The sequence below is a fragment of the Patulibacter defluvii genome, assembly GCF_034096925.1.
GTDB lineage: Bacteria > Actinomycetota > Thermoleophilia > Solirubrobacterales > Solirubrobacteraceae > Patulibacter > Patulibacter defluvii.
Genome location: NZ_JAWZSQ010000011.1, coordinates 1 through 18,855, shown reverse-complemented (window position 1 = coordinate 18,855; position 18,855 = coordinate 1). Strand labels below are relative to the sequence as shown.

Here is an 18,855-nt window from a genome sequence, read left to right as displayed (position 1 = left end):
CGGTGCCGTCGGAAGAGCGGAGCGTCGCGCCGGCGACTACTCGCCGGCGGACTCGTCGGCGGCGTCGCCGCCGGCCTCGGCCGGGGACTCCTCACCCGCGGCCTCGCCGTCCTCGCCCTCGTCACCGGCGGCGGCGATCACGCGCGGCGCGCTGATGCTGACGGCGACCGTCTCGGCGTCGTCGATCAGCGTCACGCCCTGCGGGACGTCCGCGTCGGCCAGCGTCAGGTTGTGGCCGATGCCCAGCTCGAGGATCGAGAGCGAGATCGACTCGGGGATCTCGTTCGGCAGCGCCTCGACGGTGACCTCGCGGACGAGGTGCTCGACGACGCCGCCCTCGCGGACGCCGACCGCGTCGTCGACGTCGGTCAGCTCGAGCGGGACCGGCTGCTGGATCGCCTGCTTGAGGTCGACCCGGAGCAGGTCGACGTGCAGGATCTCGCCCCGCACCGGGTGGCGCTGGGCCTCCTTCAGCACGACCGGCTGGCTCGACCCGCCGTCGATCGAGAGGTCGATCACGGCGCCGGCGGCGGCCAGCGTGTGGCGCAGCGAGCGCGCGTCGACGACGATCGACTGCGGCTCCTGATCGCCACCGTAGATCACGCCGGGAACGCGGCCGGCACGGCGCGTACGACGGGCGTCGCGCGAGTGCTGGGGCTCGCGGGACTCGACTGCGAGCGAAGAGGAGTTCGTTGCCATGAGCGGCGAGAGATGGTAGCGAAGATCAGCCCGTGGGGCCGGGCGGGTCGGGGTCGGCCGCCGGGTCGGTCGGCACGTCGCCCTCCTCCCCCGGCCCGGGCGGCGCGATGCCGCCGGGCGGCGAGGGCGGGATCGCCACCGGACCGGTCGGCGCCGGGGCCAGCTGGTCGACCGCGGCGAACTCGTCGTGCAGCAGCTGCCAGGCCGGCTTGCGGTCGCCGAACTTGCCGAGCAGGCCCTTGCCGTGCCACGGCGGCGTCGGCTTCGGGTTGCCGCCGGCCCAGTTCGGCCGCACCCGGAACTCGCGCAGTCCCCACCAGATCGCCCCCGAGAGCCACGGTCGCGAGCGGTAGACGGCGAAGTGGTAGGCCGCGAAGGCGCTCTGGAAGGCGTAGGTGCCGTGCTCCTCCAGCGGACCGTCGCGATTGGCCTCGGCGCCGGTCTCGGTGATCATCCACGCCTCGTTCGGGTTGCAGGCGCGGAGCATGTCGAGGAACGGGCCGAGGTTGGCCGGGTCGGCGAGCGCGTCGGTCGGGCCGCCGTACCAGCCGAAGTAGTCGTTCAGCCCCAGCAGGTCGAGCCGCCCGTACGCGCCGACGCAGCCGCGCGAGACCCCGGCCTGGCGGGCGTAGGCGAGCGGCCGGGTCCGGTCCAGCTCGTCGCGGACGTCGCGGGCGGTCTTGATGTAGCGGACGATCGAGGGGCCGGGGTTGGTCGTCAACTCGTTGCCGATCGACCAGGTGAAGACCGACGGGTGGTGGGCGTTGGTCTCGATCGTCGTCCGCAGCAGGTCGAGCGCGGCCAGCCGCACCGCCCGCTTCTTGAGCTCGCTCGCCCGCACCTGGTAGACGGGGATCTCGGTCCAGACCAGCAGCCCCAGCCGGTCGGCCTCCTCCAGCATCCGCGGGTGCAGCGGGTAGTGGCCGCGGATCACCAACCCGCCGAGCGCCCGAGCCTGGGCCAGCAGCAGGTCCTGGCCGCGATCGGTCAGCGCCGAGCTGCGGCTGGCGTCCTCCTCGTGCAGCCCGACCCCGCGCAGGTTGACGGGCCGGAAGTTCAGCTCCAACCGGCCGCCCTTGACCCGCACCGAACGGATCCCGGTCCGGGCCCGCCAGTGGGCCAGGCGGTCGCCGACCCGCGGCTTGCCGCGACGCCCGCGGAGGGTCGCGTCGACGTCGATCCGGTACAGGTGCGGGCGGGTCGGCGACCAGACGATCGGCTTCGGCACCCGGACCGTGGCGCGGAGCGCGCCGCGGCCGCCCTTGCGCAGCTTGATCCGCCCGATCGGCGTCTCGCGGCCGGCGATCCGGGCGGTCACGTCGACGGTCCGCGTGACCCGCGAGACGTTGCGCAGCGCGGCCCGCACCTCGACCGTGCCGGAGCAGCTGGCGCAGGCCAGGTCGGGCGTGGCCTGGACCCGCAGGTCGACCTGGTCGACGTAGCGGAGCACCACCTCGCGCGGGATCCCGCCGTCGTTCCACCAGCCGCCGCCGGCGGTGCCGTCCTTCAGGGTCGTGCCGGGCGGGAAGTCGGAGGGCGTCCGGCGGCTGTCGGTCCGGACCACCACCGTGACGGTCCCGTCGCGGCGGATCGCACGCTCGGGGACGTCGACCTCGAACGGCTCGTAGGCGCCGCGGTGGCGGCCGGCCAGCCGTCCCCCGACCCAGACCGTGGCGCCGACCGAGGTCCGCTCGAAGCGCAGGATCCAGCGGCCGCCCGCACGGGTCGAGGCGATCCGCGGCAGCCGCAGCTCGCGCCGGTACCAGGCGACCCCGCCGACCTGCGAGGCGTTGCTGTCGTCGCGCGCGGTCCAGACGCTGGGGACGGTGCCCGCCGTCCAGCCGTCGGCGCTGCCGGGCCGCTCCCAGTGCTGGGCCAGGCCGACGTCGCCCGGGTCGCGGCGGAACAGCCAGCGGCCGCCGACGGTCCAGCGGTCGTCCTGGCCGGCGAAGACCCGCAGCTGGCTGCTCGGCGCCGTCGCCGCCGATCCGCGTGGCCGGTCGGCGGCGCCGGCCGCCGAGGGCAGCGCCACCAGCGAAAGCAGGACGGGGAGCAGGGCCGCGAGCAGGCGTGAGCGCACCGCGCGTTCTCTATCAGGCCGCCGGCGGTCGGCGCGGCAGCTCCCCGCTGGGCGCCCGCCGCCGGGACGGATACGCTGGCGGGCGATGGGCCTGCTCTTCAAGCCGTTCGCACTGCTCCTCGGCGTGATCGCGTCGCGCCTGGCCGGTGGCCTCTTCGATCGCCTCTGGCAGGCGCTCGACGGCGACCCGCCGCCCGATCCGAAGGTCCGCGAGGACTCCGGTCCGCGCGCGGTCGCCGCGACCGCGCTCCAGGCCGGCGTCTTCGCCGGCGTCAGCGCCGCCGTCGGCCGCTACGGGATGCACGTCTTCGAGCACCTCTTCGGTCGCTGGCCCGGTCAGCGGCGGGCCGACCAGGCCGACGAGGCGTAGCGGCGAGCGGGCGGCGCCGCGCGGGCGCCGCCCCCGGGACCGCGGTCCTACTTGAGGCCGCGGAACGCCGTCCAGGTCTTGCGCAGCCCGCCGTCGGAGGTCTGCAGCCCGGACTTCCAGTCGCTGGTGCCCGCGGGATCGCGCAGCTGGTACCAGACGAACGACTTGATCTTGTACTTCTTGGCCGTCTTCCAGGCCGCCTTCAGGTAGCTCGCCGCGCGCGAGTCGGAGGTCTTGAACTTGCCCTCCGTGCGGTAGGCGAACTCCGAGATGTGGATGTTGCGCGCGGCCGTGCTCGACAGCCGGCCCGAGCGCGCCAGCTTCTTGATCTGGTCGACGGTCGTCTTCAGGTTGCCGTGCACCCACTGGTCCTTGTTCGCCACCGCCTTGGTCGGCGAGCGCGAGAAGTCGTAGGTGTGGATCGTGAAGCCGTCGCCGAGCAGCTTCGTGCGGCACGACTTCGAGTTCGACGACGGCTTGTAGTTGCTCTTCAGGCAGAGCGCCGTGCGGAAGAACGAGCCCGGGTTGACCGAGCCGAACGACGAGCGGACGTTCGGCGACGGCTCGCCGACGAGCACCTTGCCGTCGCGGTCGACGCGCTTGATCGCCTTGTAGACCCGGTTGCTGAGCGCGACCCAGGCGCGGGCGTTGCTGCTGCCGGTCGGCCAGGCCGTCTTGTAGTTCGGCTCGTTGAAGCTCAGGTAGCCCGAGACGGGGATGTCGGCCAGGCCCTTGGCCACCGACTGCATGAAGCTGACGTAGGCGGTCTGGGTCTTCGCCGGCACCTTGTAGCCCGACTTCTTGCCGCGGCCGAGGGTGACGTAGGAGCCGACCAGCAGCTTGGCGCCGACGCCGCGGCCCTCGGTGGCGGCCCGCCGCAGGCGCTCCAGCTGGGCCGCGTCGACGGCGGTCGAGCTGCCGTCCCACTTGGCCAGCACGCGGACGGTGCGGACCTTCGCCGCCTTGGCGTCGTTCCAGAACGCCTGCCGCAGCGCGGGGTTGTCGGACAGGACCATCGGGTCGTCCTGCAGACCCTTGAGCGGCGCCGCGTCGGCGGCCGCGGGGACGGCGAGCAGGGTGGCGGCCAGCAGCGCACCGGCCGAGAGCCTCTTCGTGGTGGGGGACGTCATCGGTGGGGAACCTCCGGTTCGGGACTTCGGAGCGCGAGCAGTCGGCCGACCCAGCGGGCCGTTCCTGGGACGGACCGCGCCGGACGCCGGACCGGAGCCGGCCGACCGGGCCGACCGCGCGCAGCGTCGTGACGCCGCCATGATGGCAGGGTCCCGTCAGTCGGCGCGCCGGATCACCAGGCCACGGGCCTGGAGCGTCGCCAGCGCGTCCTCGAAGGCGCCGAAGCGGCGGGCGGTCAGCAGGTCGATCGGGCGCCCGTCGGGGCCGGCGGTCCGCAGCCAGCGGCGCAGCGTCGGCACCCCGACCTGCTCGGCCGGCTCCTCGGTCAGGGCCAGCAGCAGCCGCAGCTGCGGCTTGTGCTCCAGCTCGCCGCCGATCACGGCCAGCGGATCGGCGTCCAGCACCGCCAGGACCTCCTCGTCGCTGAGGCCCAGCCGTTCCGACAGCAGCTGGACGGCGGTGGTGGACACGGGCGCGGACCTCAGAAGAGCTGGTTCTCGCCCTCGAAGACCTCGCTCACCGAGTCGTCGGTGAAGATCCGGCGGATCGAGTCGGTGAGCAGGTTGGCGCAGGAGACGACGTGGACGTTGTCCGGCGCGCCCTCGCGGAGCGGGATCGTGTCGGTGACGACGATCTGCTCGAACGGCGCCGCGGCCAGGTTCTCGAACGCGCGGCCGCTGAAGACGGCGTGGGTCGCGGCGGCGTAGACCCGCGAGGCGCCGGCCGCCTTCACGACCTCGCCGGCGGCCCGCAGGGTGCCGGCGGTGTCGATCATGTCGTCGACGATGATCGCCGTCTTGCCGGCGACGTCGCCGATCACGTGGCCGATCTCGGCGACCTGCTGCTGCGGCCGCTCCTTGTCGAGGATCGCCAGGTCGGCGCCCATCCGGTTGGCGAACTTCTTGTTCAGCTTCACGCGGCCGGCGTCCGGCGCGACCACGACCAGCTCGTCGTCGAGGTTGAGGTCGAGGAAGTACTGCGTGAGCATCATCATCGCCGTCATGTGGTCGACGGGGATCTGGAAGAAGCCCTGGACCTGACCGGCGTGGAGGTCCATCGTCAGGACCCGGTCGGCGCCGGCCGACTCGAGCATCCGCGCCACCAGCCGGGCGGAGATCGGCTCGCGCGGGGCGCTCTTCTTGTCCTGCCGCGAGTAGCCGTACCAGGGGGTGACGGCGATCACGCGGTGGGCGCTGGCCCCGACGGCGGCGTCGATCATCACCAGCAGCTCCATCAGCGCGTCGTTGGCGCTGATGCCGGTGGTCGGGTTGCCGCAGGTCGGCTGGACGAGGAAGACGTCGGCGCCGCGGATCGACTCGTCGAAGCGGCAGTAGACCTCGCCGTTGGAGAAGGTCTTGAGGGTCACCGGGCCGGGACCGACCCCCAGGCGCTGGCCGATCGCGTCGGCCAGGGCGGGGTTGGCTCGGCCGCTGAACAGCATCAGCCGCTTGTCGTAGCCCAGCGGCAGGCTGGTCGCGGTGTCGGCGGACGGCAGGATCGCGCTCACGGGTCGGGGTCCAGGATTGCGAGATATGGACGAGGGCTCGGCCGGACGCACCGTGGTGGCCGCCGCAACCGGGAGGGTAACCGGAGCGGACGATCGAATGCGGACGGGCGACGCCCGGCCACTGGACCGACGTCCGAGCGGGCCGGGGCCTTACGCCGGACGGTCGCCCTGCTCGCGGGCGCGGGCGGCGGCCTGCTCGGCGTAGCCCTCGAGGTTGCGCTGGCGCTCGCGGGCGATCCCCAGCGCGCCGGGCGGGACGTCCTTCGTGATCACGCTGCCGGCGCCGGTGTAGGCGTCGTCGCCGACCGTCACCGGGGCCACCAGCGTGGTGTCGACGCTGACCCGCACCCGGTCGCCGACGGTCGTCCGGTGCTTGTGGTGGCCGTCGTAGTTGGCGGTGATGGTGGCCGCGCCGAGGTTGCTGCCGGCGCCGACGTCGGCGTCGCCGATGTAGGAGAGGTGCGGGACCTTCGAGCCGGGGCCGATGTCGCTGTTCTTGATCTCGACGAAGGTGCCGGCCTTGGCGCCCTTCCGCAGCACGGTGCCCGGCCGCAGGTAGGCGAACGGCCCGATCGAGACGCCGGCCTCGGCCTCGGCCCCGAGCAGGTGGCTGTGGATCGCGGTCGTCCCCTCGCCGAGGGTCGCGTCGATCGCCGTCGTGTGCGGGCCGACGGTCGCGCCGGCCCCGATCGTGGTCCGCCCGCGCAGCACGCAGCCGGGCTCGATCGTCGCGTCGGGGGCGATCGTGACGTCGCGCTCGATCACGGTCGAGGCCGGGTTGACGATCGTCACCCCGGCCCGCAGGTGCCGCTCGTGGATCCGGGCCTGGGCGATCCGGCGGACGACGTCCAGCTCGTAGCGGTCGTTGACGCCGAGCACGACCTCGGGGCTGGCGGCGACGTGGGCGCCGATCCGGTCGCCGTCGGCCCGCAGCAGGCCGAGCACGTCGGGCAGGTAGCGCTCGTTCTGGGCGTTCTCGCTGCCGACCCGCGGCAGGGCGTCGGCCAGCCGGCCGCCGTCGAAGCAGTAGACGCCGGCGTTGACCTCGCGGATCAGCCGCTGCTCGGGGGTGGCGTCGCCCTCCGCCTTCGTCTCGACCACCTTGGCGACGGCGCCGTCGGCGTCGCGGACGACCCGTCCCAGCTGGCCGGGGTCGTCGAGCTCGGCCGAGAGGATCGTGGCCGCGTTGCCCTCGGCGGCGTGGGTCTCGAGCAGGGCCTGGACGACGTCGGCGGTGACCAGCGGAGCGTCGCCGGTGAGGACGACCACCGGCCGGTCGCGGGCGACGTGGGCGAGCGCCGCGGTGACGGCGCCGCCGGTGCCGTCGCCGTGCTCGGCGACGTCCTGGACGACGGTCTCGACGCCCGCGGGCAGGTGGCCGTCGAGCGGGCGCTGGGGCTGGTCGACGACGACGATCCGCTCGGCCCCGACGCCGGCGGCCGAGGCCAGCACCCAGCCGATCAGCGGGACGCCGCAGACGGGGTGCAGGACCTTCGGCGTCGCCGACCGCATCCGGGTGCCGCGGCCGGCGGCGAGGACGATCACGGTCGGGGCGGGGTTCGCGCTCACGGGCGCAGGGTATGCCACCGCCGTGCTGGGGCTACCGCTTGTAGCCCCAGCGAGTCAACCGGTGGTCGAGGCCGCGGACGAACGCGCGGCTCTGGCTGCGGCGGACGGCGGCGCTCCGCTGCTGGGAGAACGAGGCGGCGAGCTGGCCGCGGGCGGCCATTCGGTCGAGGGTCCGCCGGACGCTGCGGCGCTGACCCAGCCGGTAGCCGTCGGCGGCCCAGGCGGCGGCGACGCCGCGGGACTCGTACTCGCGGCCGCGGACGATCCGGTCGAGCAGCTTGCGCTGGCGCTTCTGGTCGGCGCGGACGTCGGCCGGGTAGCTGTCGGTGACGTCGATCCAGCCCGCCTGGCCGGTCCAGCGCCAGAGCTGGACCGGGGCCGACGAGGCGGCGTGCGAGGTGTAGAGGTCGATGAAGCGGATGTCGCCGCTGGCGAAGACGGGGACCGCGGCGCCGCCGTCCGGGTTCGGCCGCTGGACCAGCCGGTAGCCCTCGTCGCGGAACTCCTTCGGCGACTGCCGGTAGCCGCTGGCGTCGGGCTTCAGGCTCAGGACCGTCGTCACCACGCAGCAGTGGGCGCCGCCTGTGTACTGGTCGACGACCACCTCGGGCTCGGCGTCGCCGTCGAGGTCGCGGACGACGACCGCGGAGCTGTCCTCCTCCCAGCCGAGCAGGGTGCAGCTGCTCTTGCCCTCGTAGACGCAGCCGCGGCCGGCGGGGACGCCGTCGAAGAGCGTGGCGCCGTTGCGGGCGATCTTCAGCTGGACGCCGGCGCCGCTGCCGTCGAAGCTGCCGCCGACGCTGGTGGCGGTGGCGGCGACCGCCCCGCTGGTGACGGTGCGGGTGATCGACTTCGGCGCCGCGCCGGCGGTCGCGGGCAGCGCGAGGCCGGCGGCGAGCAGGACGACGGTGGTGCGGGTGGGTGACACGGGGACTCCTCGAGGACGACGACCGACCGCGGCATCCTCCACCCCGCGGTCGTCGCGCACCATCCCCCGACGGTGGGAGCCCATTCACCAGCCGGCGTCCCCGGGGCGCGGACTGCTTGAATCCCCGATGGCCCTGAGGAGTCGACTAACAGGCTAAGTCGGCGGGTTTTGGTCCCGCAAACCGGGGTTCGAGTCCTCGCTCCTCAGCTCAACGCGCGCAGCCCAGCGCCGTCCGCAGGGTCGTCCGGTGGCGGCGGGCGGTCCGCACCCGCGGCACCTCGGCGACCGCGAACTGGAAGCGGCGGGTCGCGCGGCAGGGCGTCGGCGTCGACAGCGCCAGCCGCACCCGCCGCGGGTGGCGGAAGGCGCAGCGGCTGCGGGCCGCCCGGCGGCAGTCGAGCCGGCCGGTCGCCACCGCCCCGCGGAAGCCCCAGCTCGTCCAGCGCAGCTCGCGGACGATCGCGCCGTCGGGTCGGCAGTCGAGGGCCAGCTCGTCGGGCCGGGTCCGCGGCCGCGGGGGGCCGCCGCAGCCGGTCACCACCGCGACCCGGTCGTCGGTCGCCGCCCGCACCGTCGCCAGCTGGTGGCGGACGATCATCGGGCAGACCCGGACCAGGTCGTGGCCGCTGACGCCGAAGACGCCGGGGCCGGCCGCGTCGCAGAGCGGGGCCCGGCCGACCAGGCTCGGCGGCGAGGCGATGCAGGGCGAGTCGGCCCGCGAGCCGTCGTCGGGGCAGCGGTAGACCAGCTGGGTCCGCAGCTCGCCGCCGCCGCTCAGCGGGGTGTTGGCGTAGGTGGCGTCGTTCGGCACCCCGGCGGCCACGAACGAGCCGTCGCGGCTGAGCTCGATGATCCGCGCGTTGCGGGCGTCGCGATCGGCCCAGCGGCGGCACCACTCGCTGGCGACGGCGCGGCTGGAGCCGATCGTCTCCCCCAGCAGATCGCCGAGCAGCGCGCCGCCGAGCACGCAGTTCTGGATCCCGTTGATCGGCGAGTCCCAGGTGTAGACCCGGAACAGGTTGCCGAGCCGGCCGGCCGCCGCCCGCTGCTCCCACATCCCCTCGGCGATCGTCCCGCCGAGGCTGTGGGCGCCGACCACGATCGCCGTCGCCGGCCAGGTCCGCTCGATCGACGCCACCATCGCCTCCAGCCGCGCGACCGAGACCGCCGGATCCTGGATCGAGTCGCGGTTGCGGTAGCCGGTGAAGCGGAAGACCGCCCCGCGCGGCCCGGCGTCGAGCGTCGCGCCGGCGTAGCTGAAGGGCAGCACCACCGCCCCGGCGTCGGCCAGCCGCGCCAGCATGCAGGCGTCGCTGCGGAGCCCGCCGTCGACCCGGCAGACGCGGCTGTCGTCGATCGTCAGCCGTCGCAGGCCGGCCTGCATCCCGGGCGGGAACCGGCGCGCGCGACCGTCCGGCCCGACCGGGCAGTAGTTGCCGACCACCGGCACGCCGCGCTCCGGCCGCGTCACCGGCAGCGGGTGGACCGCGCCCGTCTCCGGCTCCTCGCTGTGGTTGCCGTCGAGGACGACGAAGGCCACCGCCGGCTCGCCGCGGGCGCTGAGCGGCGCGCCGCAGCGCTCGCCGCCCGCCGGGCCGTCCGCCGCGGCCGCCGGCGCCGCGCCCACCAGCCCGGCGATCAGCGCCGCGAGCAGTCCCACGGCCGCCCGGCCGCCTCGCCCCTGCCTCTCCATGAGGGCGACGCTACCGCAAGTCGGAAGCGCCCCGCCGTGGCGTCAGTCCCAGGTCAGGCTGGTGCCGACCGGGCCTGGCGGGGCCGCCGCGACGCGTGGGATCGCGGCCCCCAGCACGGCCGCGAAGCTGCTGGTGCTGCGGGCGATCAGCTCGACCAGCGTCGCCACCGGGGTCGCCTCGTCGCGGACGCCGTTGGCGTAGTCGGTCTGGAAGCCGAGCAGCGCGTAGGGGATCCCGGCCTCGCCGCAGAGGACCGTCTCCGGCCCGGCGGTCTGGCTGACCGCGGTCACGCCGGCCGCGACCAGCGAGCGGATCTCGGCGCGGGTGTTGAAGCGCGGGCCGTCGACGTGGCCGTAGACGCCGCCGTCGGTCGCCGCCAGACCGGCCTCGGCCGCCGCGTCGAGCAGCGCCCGCCGCAGCGCCGGGCTGAACGGCCCCTCGAACACCCAGTGGCCGCGGCCGGGCGCGCCGGGCTGGTCGTGGAGCGTGCAGGGGCTGCCGTCGGGCAGCCGGTTGGCCAGGAAGTGGAGGTCGTCGAAGACCACCAGCCCGCCGAGCGTCGCGTCCGAGTCGCAGGCGCCGCAGACGGTCACCGCCAGCACCGCCTCGACCCCCAGCTCGCGGAGCGCGTGGACGTTGGCGCGGTGGGTCACCTGGTGGCTGACCAGCTCGTGGCCGTCGCGGTGGCGGGCCAGGTGGACGACCTCGTGCTCGCCCTGGCGGCCGACGGTCACCGGGACCGCGCCGTGGGCGGTCGCGACCGTCCGCCGCTCGCCGTCGGCCAGCCCCGGCAGCGCGTAGGTCCCCGAGCCGGTGATGACGGCGATCCGCATGGCGGGCGATGCTACTTCGGCCGCGACCGTCGCCGGGGGCCGCTCACGGACGCGGCGGGCGACGACCGCCCCCGGTCCCGCGCCGCGAGCGCGACTCGCGCTCGCCCAGCGGCGGGCCGTCGTGCTGCCCGAGGCCGAGCACGCGCATCGCCTTCAGCCCCAGGCTCAGCCGCTCGCGGCCGTCGCTCGAGGTCACGTCGAGCCCGCACAGCTCGCGGACCCGCTCCAGCCGGTAGCGGACGGTGTGGCGGTGGGTGAAGAGCCGCTGGGCGGCCGCGGCCACCGACCCGTCGGCGTCGAGGTAGGCGGTCACCGTCCCGACCAGGTCGGTCTCGTACTGGGCGTCGTAGGCGGCCAGCGGCTCGATCGTCTCGGCGTAGAACCGCCGCAGCTCGTCGGGGTTCTCGCTCATCGCCGACAGCAGCAGCCGGTAGGCCCCGGTCTGCTCGAAGCCGAGCACGGTCGCGTCGGGGTCGCCCTCGCCGACGTTGCAGGCCAGCAGCGCCTCCTGCAGCGCCCGCGGCAGGTCACCGGGACCGGAGGTCGGGCGGCCGTGGCCGACCGAGACCGCGTGGCCCGGCAGCACCCCGTCCAGCTCGGTGAAGACGGCGCCGGCGGCGCGGACGATCGCGTCCTCGGCCGCGGTCGGCACCAGCGCGGCGATCTCGCAGGCCGACCCGCCACGCTCGACCGCCCCGACCAGCGCCGACGGGCCGACCGCGCGCGCCCCGCGCTCGACGGCGGCCAGCGCGCGGGCCCGCCAGCCCTCGTCGCCGGAGACGTGCGGGTGGACGCGGACCACCACCGCGCCGGTCGCGTCGGCCAGGTCGAGGCCCAGCTCGGTCCCGCGGGCGACGATCGCGTCGACCTCGGTCAGCTCGCCGTTCAGCAGCTCGCTGCAGAAGGCCGACGCCTCCTCCTGGCTGGCGCGGGCCGGGGCGCGGACGCGCTCGACCTCGAGCCCGATCACCGTCAGCACCAGCGCGACGACGCCCGGATCGGGATCGCCGCGGTGCTGGAGCACGACGCTGCCGGTCGGCTCGCCGGCGACGGTCAGCGGCAGCGACGGCAGCTCGCCGCGGCCCGCCAGCAGCCGCCGCTCCTCGTCGCGCGAGCGGGCCGCGACCGCCAGCACGGCCCCGCCGCGGTCGGCGACGACGATCCCCGCGTCGAGCGCGCGCGCCGACGCCCGGGTCAGCGCCGGCAGACCGGCCCCGGCCTCGACGGCCTCGGCGATCGCGCCCAGCGGGCCCGCGTCGCTGGCCACCGGAGACTCGGGCAGCGGCTCGGGCGGCGGGTTCACGCCGCGAATCGTACCGGCAGGGAGACCTGACGCCCGGCCGTCACGGTGATGACCGGATCAGCTCAGGTACTTGTCGACGAACGCCAGGCCGACGTAGACGCCGCCGGTGGCGAAGACCGCGACCACGAACGCCGCCAGCACCAGCGCCGCCGTCCGCTCCCACCAGCTGGAGTAGATCCGCGCCACGGGCACGAGCACCAGCGACACGACCGCGGCGAGCGCGACCAGGCCGCCGACGACCAGCACCAGGTAGGTGACGAACTCGTGGCTCATCGGACGGGATTCTGACGCAGGTGGGCGACGAACAGCCCCACGAGGCCGACCAGCGCCATCACCGCGGCCGCCAACCCGGCCCCCGCGAAGACGTCGGACAGGTAGGCCGCGCGCAGCACCAGCGGGGCGCAGCTGATCGCCACCGCCAGGATCGCGGCGAGCCCGGTCAGGCCGATCCGGCCCGGCACCCGCCGCAGCACCGGGGCCAGCGCCACGGCGACCGCCACCCAGCCGACGGCGCCGGCGGCGACCGCCGAGGGGAAGCTCGATCCGTCGAGCACCTCGAGCGCGCCGGGCGGCTGCGCACGGTGCTCGCCGTCGCGGACCAGCGCCGTCACCAGCAGCCCCAGCCCGACCGCCAGCATCAGCGTCACGGCCACCCACAGCCGCCGCTTCCAGGCGAGGAAGAGCGCGGCCAGCAGCGTCAGCCCGCCGACCACCCACGGCTCGCCGAGCACCAGCCCGACGCGGGCGATGTCCTCCGCGACCCCGATCCGGACGTCGTCGAGCCAGCGCAGCAGCTGGTCGTCGCCGCGGGTCGTCGGCCGTCCCTCGAGCACGTCGTGGAGCCCGAAGAAGGCGAAGGCGCCGACGGCGACGATCGCCAGCAGCGTCGTCACCTCCAGCCCCAGGTCGCCGGGGGTGATCCGGGCCCAGACGAACCGTGCCGGGCCGTCGAAGGGCCGCCAGGCGGCGCGCGCCATCCGGCCGGCGCGGGTCTGGCCCGCGTCGTGCAGCCACTGGCGGGCGCGCTCGCGGTTCTCCGGCTCCTGCAGCCAGTGGGCGATCACGAACGCCGCCACCACGACGGTGACGATCGTGCCGAAGACGAAAGCGCCCTGCTTGGCCCACTTCAGCAGCTGGTCGAGGCTCTGCCAGAAGACGTAGCCGAGGGTCACGAAGAGCGCCGACCAGAGGCCGCTGCCGATCACCGAGTAGGGCACGAAGCGGCGCGCCGCGACCCCGCTGGAGCCGAGCACGAACGGCGCCACCGCCCGCACGAAGCCGAGGAAGCGGCCGATCACCACCGCCTTGCCGCCGTGCTTGTCGAAGAAGCCCTCGACCTGGGAGAGCCGGTCGGCGGTGATCTTGAAGCGCGGACCGTGCTGCTCCAGGAACGAGCGGCCGAGCTTGCGGCCGAGGAAGAAGCTGGCCATGTCGCCGGAGAAGGCGCAGATCCAGACCACGGTCAGCAGCTCGACGTAGCCGAGGGTCCCCTCCCCCGCCAGCACGCCGGCGAGGATCACGAAGGTCTCGCCCGGCGCGAGCAGGCCGACGAAGGCGCCGGTCTCGAGGAAGGCGAGGACGCCGACGATCAGGTAGGCCCAGGCCCCGACCGCGTCGCCGATGTCCTCGACGATCTCCTGCAGCGGCAGGTCCTCGAGCGTCGGCAGCTCGACCACGCCGCTGCCGAGGACCGCGCCGACGACGACCGCGACGACCGTCGCCGGCAGCGCCCAGCGGGGCAGCGGCCGGCGGCGGCGGACGAGCAACAGGACGATCGGGGCGAGCACGGCCAGCGCCGCCCACATCGGGTGGATCTTGGCCAGCGGCAGGACGGCGTCGGTCACGCGGGGACCTCGATGATCGAGCTGACGGCGGCGCCGCCGGTCGGGGTGGCGACGAGCGCGTCGGCGCCCTCCTCGCGCAGCCGCAGCGCCGCGGCGCGGGCCCGCTCGGCGTCGTCGAACCAGCCGATCGTGGTCGGGCCCGAGCCGCAGACCATCGCCCGCTGGGCGCCGGCCGTGCGCAGCCGCTCGACGTTGGCCCCGACCAGCGGGCAGAGGTCGACGGCGGCCGGCTCGAGGTCGTTGACGCAGAGAGCGTCGGGCAGCGAGGGCGGCGCCGGGCCGGCCAGCGCGCGGGTGATCCGCTCCAGCCAGCCGGCCAGCGCCAGCGAGCTGCGCTGACCGCCGCCGGCGTCCAGCTCGTCGTGGCGGCGGTAGACGGCGGGGGTCGCGAGCTGGGCGTCGGCCCGCACCACCACCACCGCGCCCGGCAGCACCCCGGCGCAGCGGACGACCCGCTCGCCGGCGCCGTGGCCGATCGCCAGCCCGGGCTGCAGCTGGTGCGGCACGTCGGAGCCGAGCCCGGCGGCCAGCTGCTGGAGCAGCGCCGGGTCGCCGAGGCCGCTGCGGTGGGCGGCCAGCCGCAGGACGGCGCCGGCGTCGGCCGATCCGCCGGCCATCCCAGCGGCGACCGGGATCCGCTTGACGATCTCGACCGTCTGCGGCGGCCCGTCCCAGCCGGTCGCGGCGCGGAAGCGAGTCAGGGCCCGCAGGGCGAGGTTGTCGCCCTCGACGCCGGGGCAGCGGATCGCGTCGACCGCGCCCGCCGGCGGCGGGTCGTCGCCGTCGCGGCGCGGGCGCAGCACCACCTGGTCGGCGAGCGTCAGCGACTGCATCACCGTCACCAGCTCGTGGCGGCCGTCCTCGTCCCGGACCGGCCCGACGACGAGCGTCGCGTTGACCTTCGCCGGGGCCGCGGTGGCGATCGCGGGCGGCTCGCCGGTCACGCCGACGCCTCCCGCCAGGCGGCGATCTCGGCCGCGGCGGCGGCGTCCTGCTCCTCGGCGGCCAGCGCGGCGGCCAGGTCGACGAACTCGGTCGCGGCCAGCCGCTCGGCGCGGACGTCGACCGGCAGGCCGATCCGCTCCAGCGCCGTGCGCAGGTGGTCGCGGCGGGCGTTGCCGCCGCCGGCCAGCGCGACCGACCGCGCCAGCGCCTTCCGGCGGTGGGCGAAGGCCGCGCCGATCAGCGTCCGGACGGATGCCGGCGCGGGCGGCCGGACCCGCCGCAGACCCACCAGGACGCTGTCGACGTTCGGCACGGGAGCGAACACCGTACGGGAAACGCCGCGCAGCACGCGCACGTCGCAGCTCAACTGGGCGAGCGCCGAGGGGACCCCGTAGGCGGCGGTGCCGGGCCCGGCGGCGAACCGCCGGCCGACCTCCTTCTGGACCATCGCCACCCAGCGGTCGACCGACGGCAGCTCGACGACGGTCCGCAGGATCACGCCGGCGGCGACCGAGTAGGGCAGGTTCGAGACGCAGACCGTCGGCGGCGGGCGCAGCGTGGTCAGGTCGATCCGCATCGCGTCGCCGAGGTGCAGCTGGGCCCGGTCGCCGTCGCTCCAGGGGGCCAGCGCCTCGCGCAGCGGCTGCTCCAGGCTGCGGTCGAGCTCGACCACGTGCAGCGCCGCGACCCGCGGCGCCAGGTGCTCGCTGAGGACGCCGAGGCCGCCGCCGACCTCGAGCGCGACGTCGTCCTCGCGCAGCTCGGCCAGCCGCGCGATCACGCCGAGGATGTTGTCGTCGACCAGGAAGTTCTGGCCGAGGTCGCGCTTGGGGCGGACGCCGTGGGCGCGCATCCGACGCAGGCTCGGCTGCGTCGGCCCCTCCTCGCTCACGGACCCCACCCGAACAGCCGCGCGGCATTGGCGCTGACCGCCGCGTCCAGCTGCTCGTAGCTCTGGTCGCGCTGGGCGGCGACGAAGCGCGCGGTCTCGACCACGTAGGCGGGCTGGTTGCGCTCCTTGCGCCGGACCTGCGGGGTCAGGTAGGGCGCGTCGGTCTCGACCAGGATCCGGTCGTCGGGGACGGTCGCCGCGGCCAGCGCCAGGTCGCCGTTGCGGGGGTAGGTGACGTTGCCCGCGAAGCTGATGTACCAGCCCTGCTCGAGGCACTCGTGGAGCCGGTCGGGCATCGAGAAGCAGTGCAGGATCACGGTCACGCCGCCAGCGTGGTCGCGGAGCGTGGCGATCGTCTCGTCGTCGGCCGCGCGGGTATGGATCACCAGCGGCTTGGCCAGCTCGCGGGCGATCTCGATCTGGTCGCGGAAGGCGGCCCGCTGGTCGTCGGGCGGGGTGCTGTCGCGGTAGTAGTCGAGGCCGGTCTCGCCGATCGCCCGGCAGCGCGGGTGGGCGGCCAGCGCCCGCAGCTCCTCGCCGGCGGCGGCGTCGTAGCCGCTGGCGGCGTTCGGGTGGCGGCCGATCGCCGCGAAGACCTCGGGGAAGCGCTCGCTGGCGGCCAGCGCCAGGCGGCCGGTCTCGCCGTCCATGCCGACGGTCAGCAGCCGCTGGACGCCGGCCTCGCGGGCGGCGGCGACCAGCTCGGCGTCGTCCGGCGCGCACGAGGAGAGGTGGGTGTGGCTGTCGATCATCGACGGCGGCGACGGGGCGGGGCGGGCTCGGGTCGGCGGGATCAGGCCCCGCCGACGTCCTTCGGGAAGAGCGGCTCCAGCTCGCCGACGCTCCGCGCCTGGCCGGCGCCGAGCGCCGCGCCCGACCAGTCGAGGTCGGGGCAGCCGATCGCGGCCAGCAGCTTCTCGGTCGAGGCCGGCAGCCACGGGTGCAGCAGCACCGCGGTCGAGCGCACGCCCTCGACCAGCGTCCGCAGCACGGCGTCGAGCGCGGCCGGCTCGGCGCCGTCCTTCTCCGCCTTGGCGAGCGTCCACGGAGCCCGCTCCTCGACGTAGCGGTTGAGCCGCCGGACCCGCTGCCAGACCGCGTCGAGCGCCTGGCTGATCTGGCCCTCGTCGAGCAGCCGCGCGACCTCGGCCGGCAGGCCCTCGAACTCGGTCTCGATCTCGGCGTCGACGGCGACGTCGGGCACCTGGCCGTCGCGGTAGCGGCGGACCATCGCCAGGCTGCGCGAGGCGAGGTTGCCGAAGTCGTTGGCCAGCTCGCTCTCGTAGCGAGCGCGGAGGCCGTCGAGCGAGACCGACCCGTCGTTGCCGAAGGTGACCTCGCGCAGCAGGTAGAAGCGGACCGCGTCGGCGCCGAAGGTCTCGACCGCCTCGAACGGGTCGAGCACGTTGCCGCGCGACTTGCTCATCTTCGCCCCGTCGACGAGCAGGAAGCCGCCGACCAGGACCCTTTCGGGCAGCTCGACCCCGGCCGCCATCAGCAGCGCCGGCCAGTAGATCGTGTGGAACTTGAGGATGTCCTTGCCGATCACGTGGACCGGCGGCCAGTGGGTGGCGGTCAGGTCCTGGCCGGGGCGGCCGAAGCGGAGCGCGGTGTAGTAGTTGAGGAGCGCGTCCCACCAGACGTAGAAGACGTGCTCCGGGTCCCAGGGGACGGTCACGCCCCAGCTGATCGCGTTGCGGCTGAGCGAGACGTCCTGGAGCCCGTTCTTGATGAAGGCCAGCGCCTCGTTGCGGCGGACGGCGGGCACCACCCAGTCGGGCCGGTCGGCGTAGAGCTGCTCGAGCTGCTGCTGGAAGGCGGAGAGCCGGAAGAACCAGTTGCGCTCCTTCTCGCGCGTGAGCGGGATCCCGTGGATCGGGCAGGTGTTGCCCTCGGCGATCTCGGACTCGGTCTTGAAGTCCGCGCACTTGGGGCAGTACCAGCCCTCGTAGTCGCCTTCGTAGACGTAGCCGTTGTCCTTGACCAGGGTCAGGAACTCCTGCACCGCGGCCTTGTGGCGCTCGTCCGACGTGCGGATGAAGAAGTCGTTCGACGCCTCCAGCGGGCCGCCCATCGCCTGGAACTTGGGCGCGTTCTCGTCGACCAGCTGCTGCGGCGTGATGCCCCGGTCGGCGGCCACGTTGGCCACCGGCTCGCCGTGCTCGTCGGTGCCGGTCAGGAAGAAGACGTCCTCTCCCCGCTGCCGGTGGTGGCGGGCCAGCACGTCGGCGACGATCGTCGAGTACGCGTGCCCCAGGTGCGGCGCCGCGTTCACGTAGAAGATCGGCGTCGTGATCTCGTAGCCCATGCCTGGAGCAAGGCTACCGGCGGCGGCCGCGGGGCCCGCGGCCGGCTCGCGACCGGCGATCGGCCCCGCCCGCCGCTAGCGCCCGTCGGGCCCGATCGCCGGGATCCGGGTGAAGGCGACGGCGTCGTGGGCGTCGTCGATCACGTCGACGTCGACGATCCGCAGCTCGCCCGGCTCCTCGCGGGTGAACCGGACCGCCGAGTGCCAGTCCTCGACCGCCGCCTCGACCGATCCGCCGTGGGCGAAGACGCCCGGCACGTGCGGCGAGTAGGCCCACCAGCCGCCGTCGTCGGCCTGGTGCAGCAGCACGAGCACCGGCACGGTCCCCACGGTGGTCTTCGGCGTCGTCTCGATCATGCTCATCGCAGCTCCTCGATCCCGGTGTCGCGGCGGATCGCGCTCAGCGTGCCGGGAGTCATGTCCTGATTGCCGTGGCCGCCGGCGGGGACCGACGTCGAACGGCCGTCGGGCCCGCGCCAGCGCTCGTGCGAGCCGGTCACGCGCACCATCGTCCAGCCATTCTGGCGCAGGATTCGCCGCACGTCACGGTATTTCTTGGCCATCAGCGCGCACCCCCGGCGCGGGCCATCGCCCCGGCCCGACGCCCGCGGCCGCGGCGGCCCACCGCCAGTCCCGACGGCAGCCCCAGCGCCAGCACCGCGAGACCGATCCAGCCCGCGGCCGGCGTGCCCGCGGGATCGGCGACGGGCACCGCCGGCGGCGTCCGCAGCGCGGGCGCCGGCCGCGGCAGC

19 protein-coding genes, 1 tRNA gene and 1 pseudogene are annotated in these 18,855 nt (G+C 75.0%); 2 read left to right on the top strand and 19 right to left on the bottom strand.

Annotated features, from left to right (window positions below; all coding sequences use genetic code 11):
• Positions 1-36: 36 nt before the first annotated feature.
• Both SH587_RS12790 and SH587_RS12785 read right to left on the bottom strand, forming a co-directional pair.
• The gene (locus SH587_RS12790) at positions 37-699 is read right to left on the bottom strand and encodes a 50S ribosomal protein L25 (protein ID WP_320671010.1); all 663 of its coding nucleotides are present in this window, start codon (positions 697-699) and stop codon (positions 37-39) included.
• Positions 700-724: 25 nt separating this feature from the next.
• Entirely contained in the window at positions 725-2,779 is a 2,055-nt protein-coding gene (locus SH587_RS12785) for a glycoside hydrolase family 2 protein (protein ID WP_320671009.1), read from the bottom strand.
• 85 nt (positions 2,780-2,864) lie between these two features.
• On the opposite strand from SH587_RS12785, the gene SH587_RS12780 reads away from it, so the two are divergent.
• Complete coding sequence (locus SH587_RS12780) at positions 2,865-3,149, top strand: DUF4235 domain-containing protein (RefSeq protein ID WP_320671008.1); 285 nt, start codon at positions 2,865-2,867, stop codon at positions 3,147-3,149.
• Between the two features lie 47 nt (positions 3,150-3,196).
• On the opposite strand, the gene SH587_RS12775 is transcribed toward SH587_RS12780, so the two are convergent.
• The 5 genes from SH587_RS12775 to SH587_RS12755 form a co-directional block, all read right to left on the bottom strand.
• Positions 3,197-4,279, bottom strand: coding sequence for a cellulase family glycosylhydrolase (locus SH587_RS12775; RefSeq protein ID WP_320671007.1), 1,083 nt, complete (start codon positions 4,277-4,279; stop codon positions 3,197-3,199).
• A gap of 156 nt (positions 4,280-4,435) precedes the next feature.
• Positions 4,436-4,750 carry a rhodanese-like domain-containing protein gene (locus tag SH587_RS12770; protein WP_320671006.1) on the bottom strand — a complete coding sequence of 105 codons (315 nt, stop codon included), beginning with the start codon at positions 4,748-4,750 and terminating at the stop codon, positions 4,436-4,438.
• Between the two features lie 11 nt (positions 4,751-4,761).
• Complete coding sequence (locus SH587_RS12765) at positions 4,762-5,742, bottom strand: ribose-phosphate diphosphokinase (protein WP_375341765.1); 981 nt, start codon at positions 5,740-5,742, stop codon at positions 4,762-4,764.
• A 195-nt stretch (positions 5,743-5,937) separates the two neighbouring features.
• A complete protein-coding gene (gene glmU, locus SH587_RS12760; protein ID WP_320671004.1) occupies positions 5,938-7,356 on the bottom strand; it encodes a bifunctional UDP-N-acetylglucosamine diphosphorylase/glucosamine-1-phosphate N-acetyltransferase GlmU in 1,419 nt (472 codons plus the stop codon).
• A gap of 31 nt (positions 7,357-7,387) precedes the next feature.
• Positions 7,388-8,284, bottom strand: a complete 897-nt coding sequence (locus SH587_RS12755; protein ID WP_320671003.1) for a hypothetical protein — start codon at positions 8,282-8,284, stop codon at positions 7,388-7,390.
• A gap of 134 nt (positions 8,285-8,418) precedes the next feature.
• Between SH587_RS12755 and SH587_RS12750 the strand changes: the two genes are divergently transcribed.
• Positions 8,419-8,491: transfer RNA gene (locus SH587_RS12750), tRNA-Gln, on the top strand.
• A gap of 1 nt (position 8,492) precedes the next feature.
• On the opposite strand, the gene SH587_RS12745 is transcribed toward SH587_RS12750, so the two are convergent.
• The 12 genes and pseudogenes from SH587_RS12745 to SH587_RS12690 all read right to left on the bottom strand — a co-directional run.
• Positions 8,493-9,944 (bottom strand): hypothetical protein, encoded by a 1,452-nt coding sequence (locus tag SH587_RS12745; protein WP_320671002.1) that lies wholly within the window; start codon positions 9,942-9,944, stop codon positions 8,493-8,495.
• A 75-nt stretch (positions 9,945-10,019) separates the two neighbouring features.
• Positions 10,020-10,811: an MTAP family purine nucleoside phosphorylase gene (locus SH587_RS12740; RefSeq protein ID WP_320671001.1), complete on the bottom strand. Its 792-nt coding sequence runs from the start codon at positions 10,809-10,811 to the stop codon at positions 10,020-10,022.
• A 43-nt stretch (positions 10,812-10,854) separates the two neighbouring features.
• Positions 10,855-12,114 (bottom strand): PucR family transcriptional regulator, encoded by a 1,260-nt coding sequence (locus SH587_RS12735; protein WP_320671000.1) that lies wholly within the window; start codon positions 12,112-12,114, stop codon positions 10,855-10,857.
• Positions 12,115-12,171: 57 nt separating this feature from the next.
• Entirely contained in the window at positions 12,172-12,387 is a 216-nt protein-coding gene (locus SH587_RS12730) for a hypothetical protein (RefSeq protein WP_320670999.1), read from the bottom strand.
• Entirely contained in the window at positions 12,384-13,958 is a 1,575-nt protein-coding gene (locus SH587_RS12725) for a DedA family protein (protein WP_320670998.1), read from the bottom strand. Before SH587_RS12725 ends, SH587_RS12730 begins: the two co-directional genes overlap by 4 nt.
• Positions 13,955-14,902 (bottom strand): 4-(cytidine 5'-diphospho)-2-C-methyl-D-erythritol kinase, encoded by a 948-nt coding sequence (locus tag SH587_RS12720; protein ID WP_320670997.1) that lies wholly within the window; start codon positions 14,900-14,902, stop codon positions 13,955-13,957. Before SH587_RS12720 ends, SH587_RS12725 begins: the two co-directional genes overlap by 4 nt.
• Entirely contained in the window at positions 14,899-15,756 is an 858-nt protein-coding gene (rsmA, locus tag SH587_RS12715) for a 16S rRNA (adenine(1518)-N(6)/adenine(1519)-N(6))-dimethyltransferase RsmA (protein ID WP_320670996.1), read from the bottom strand. The genes SH587_RS12720 and rsmA overlap by 4 nt, the downstream gene beginning before the upstream one ends.
• A gap of 35 nt (positions 15,757-15,791) precedes the next feature.
• Entirely contained in the window at positions 15,792-16,547 is a 756-nt protein-coding gene (locus SH587_RS12710; protein ID WP_320670995.1) for a TatD family hydrolase, read from the bottom strand.
• Positions 16,548-16,588: 41 nt separating this feature from the next.
• Positions 16,589-18,103, bottom strand: a complete 1,515-nt coding sequence (locus tag SH587_RS12705; RefSeq protein ID WP_320670994.1) for a class I tRNA ligase family protein — start codon at positions 18,101-18,103, stop codon at positions 16,589-16,591.
• Between the two features lie 75 nt (positions 18,104-18,178).
• A complete protein-coding gene (locus SH587_RS12700) occupies positions 18,179-18,466 on the bottom strand; it encodes a type II toxin-antitoxin system HicB family antitoxin (protein WP_320670993.1) in 288 nt (95 codons plus the stop codon).
• Positions 18,463-18,666, bottom strand: coding sequence for a type II toxin-antitoxin system HicA family toxin (locus tag SH587_RS12695; protein WP_320670992.1), 204 nt, complete (start codon positions 18,664-18,666; stop codon positions 18,463-18,465). Before SH587_RS12695 ends, SH587_RS12700 begins: the two co-directional genes overlap by 4 nt.
• Positions 18,666-18,855 (bottom strand): annotated as a pseudogene (locus SH587_RS12690) (hypothetical protein); the annotation flags it as partial. The pseudogene SH587_RS12690 and the gene SH587_RS12695, both read right to left, overlap by 1 nt.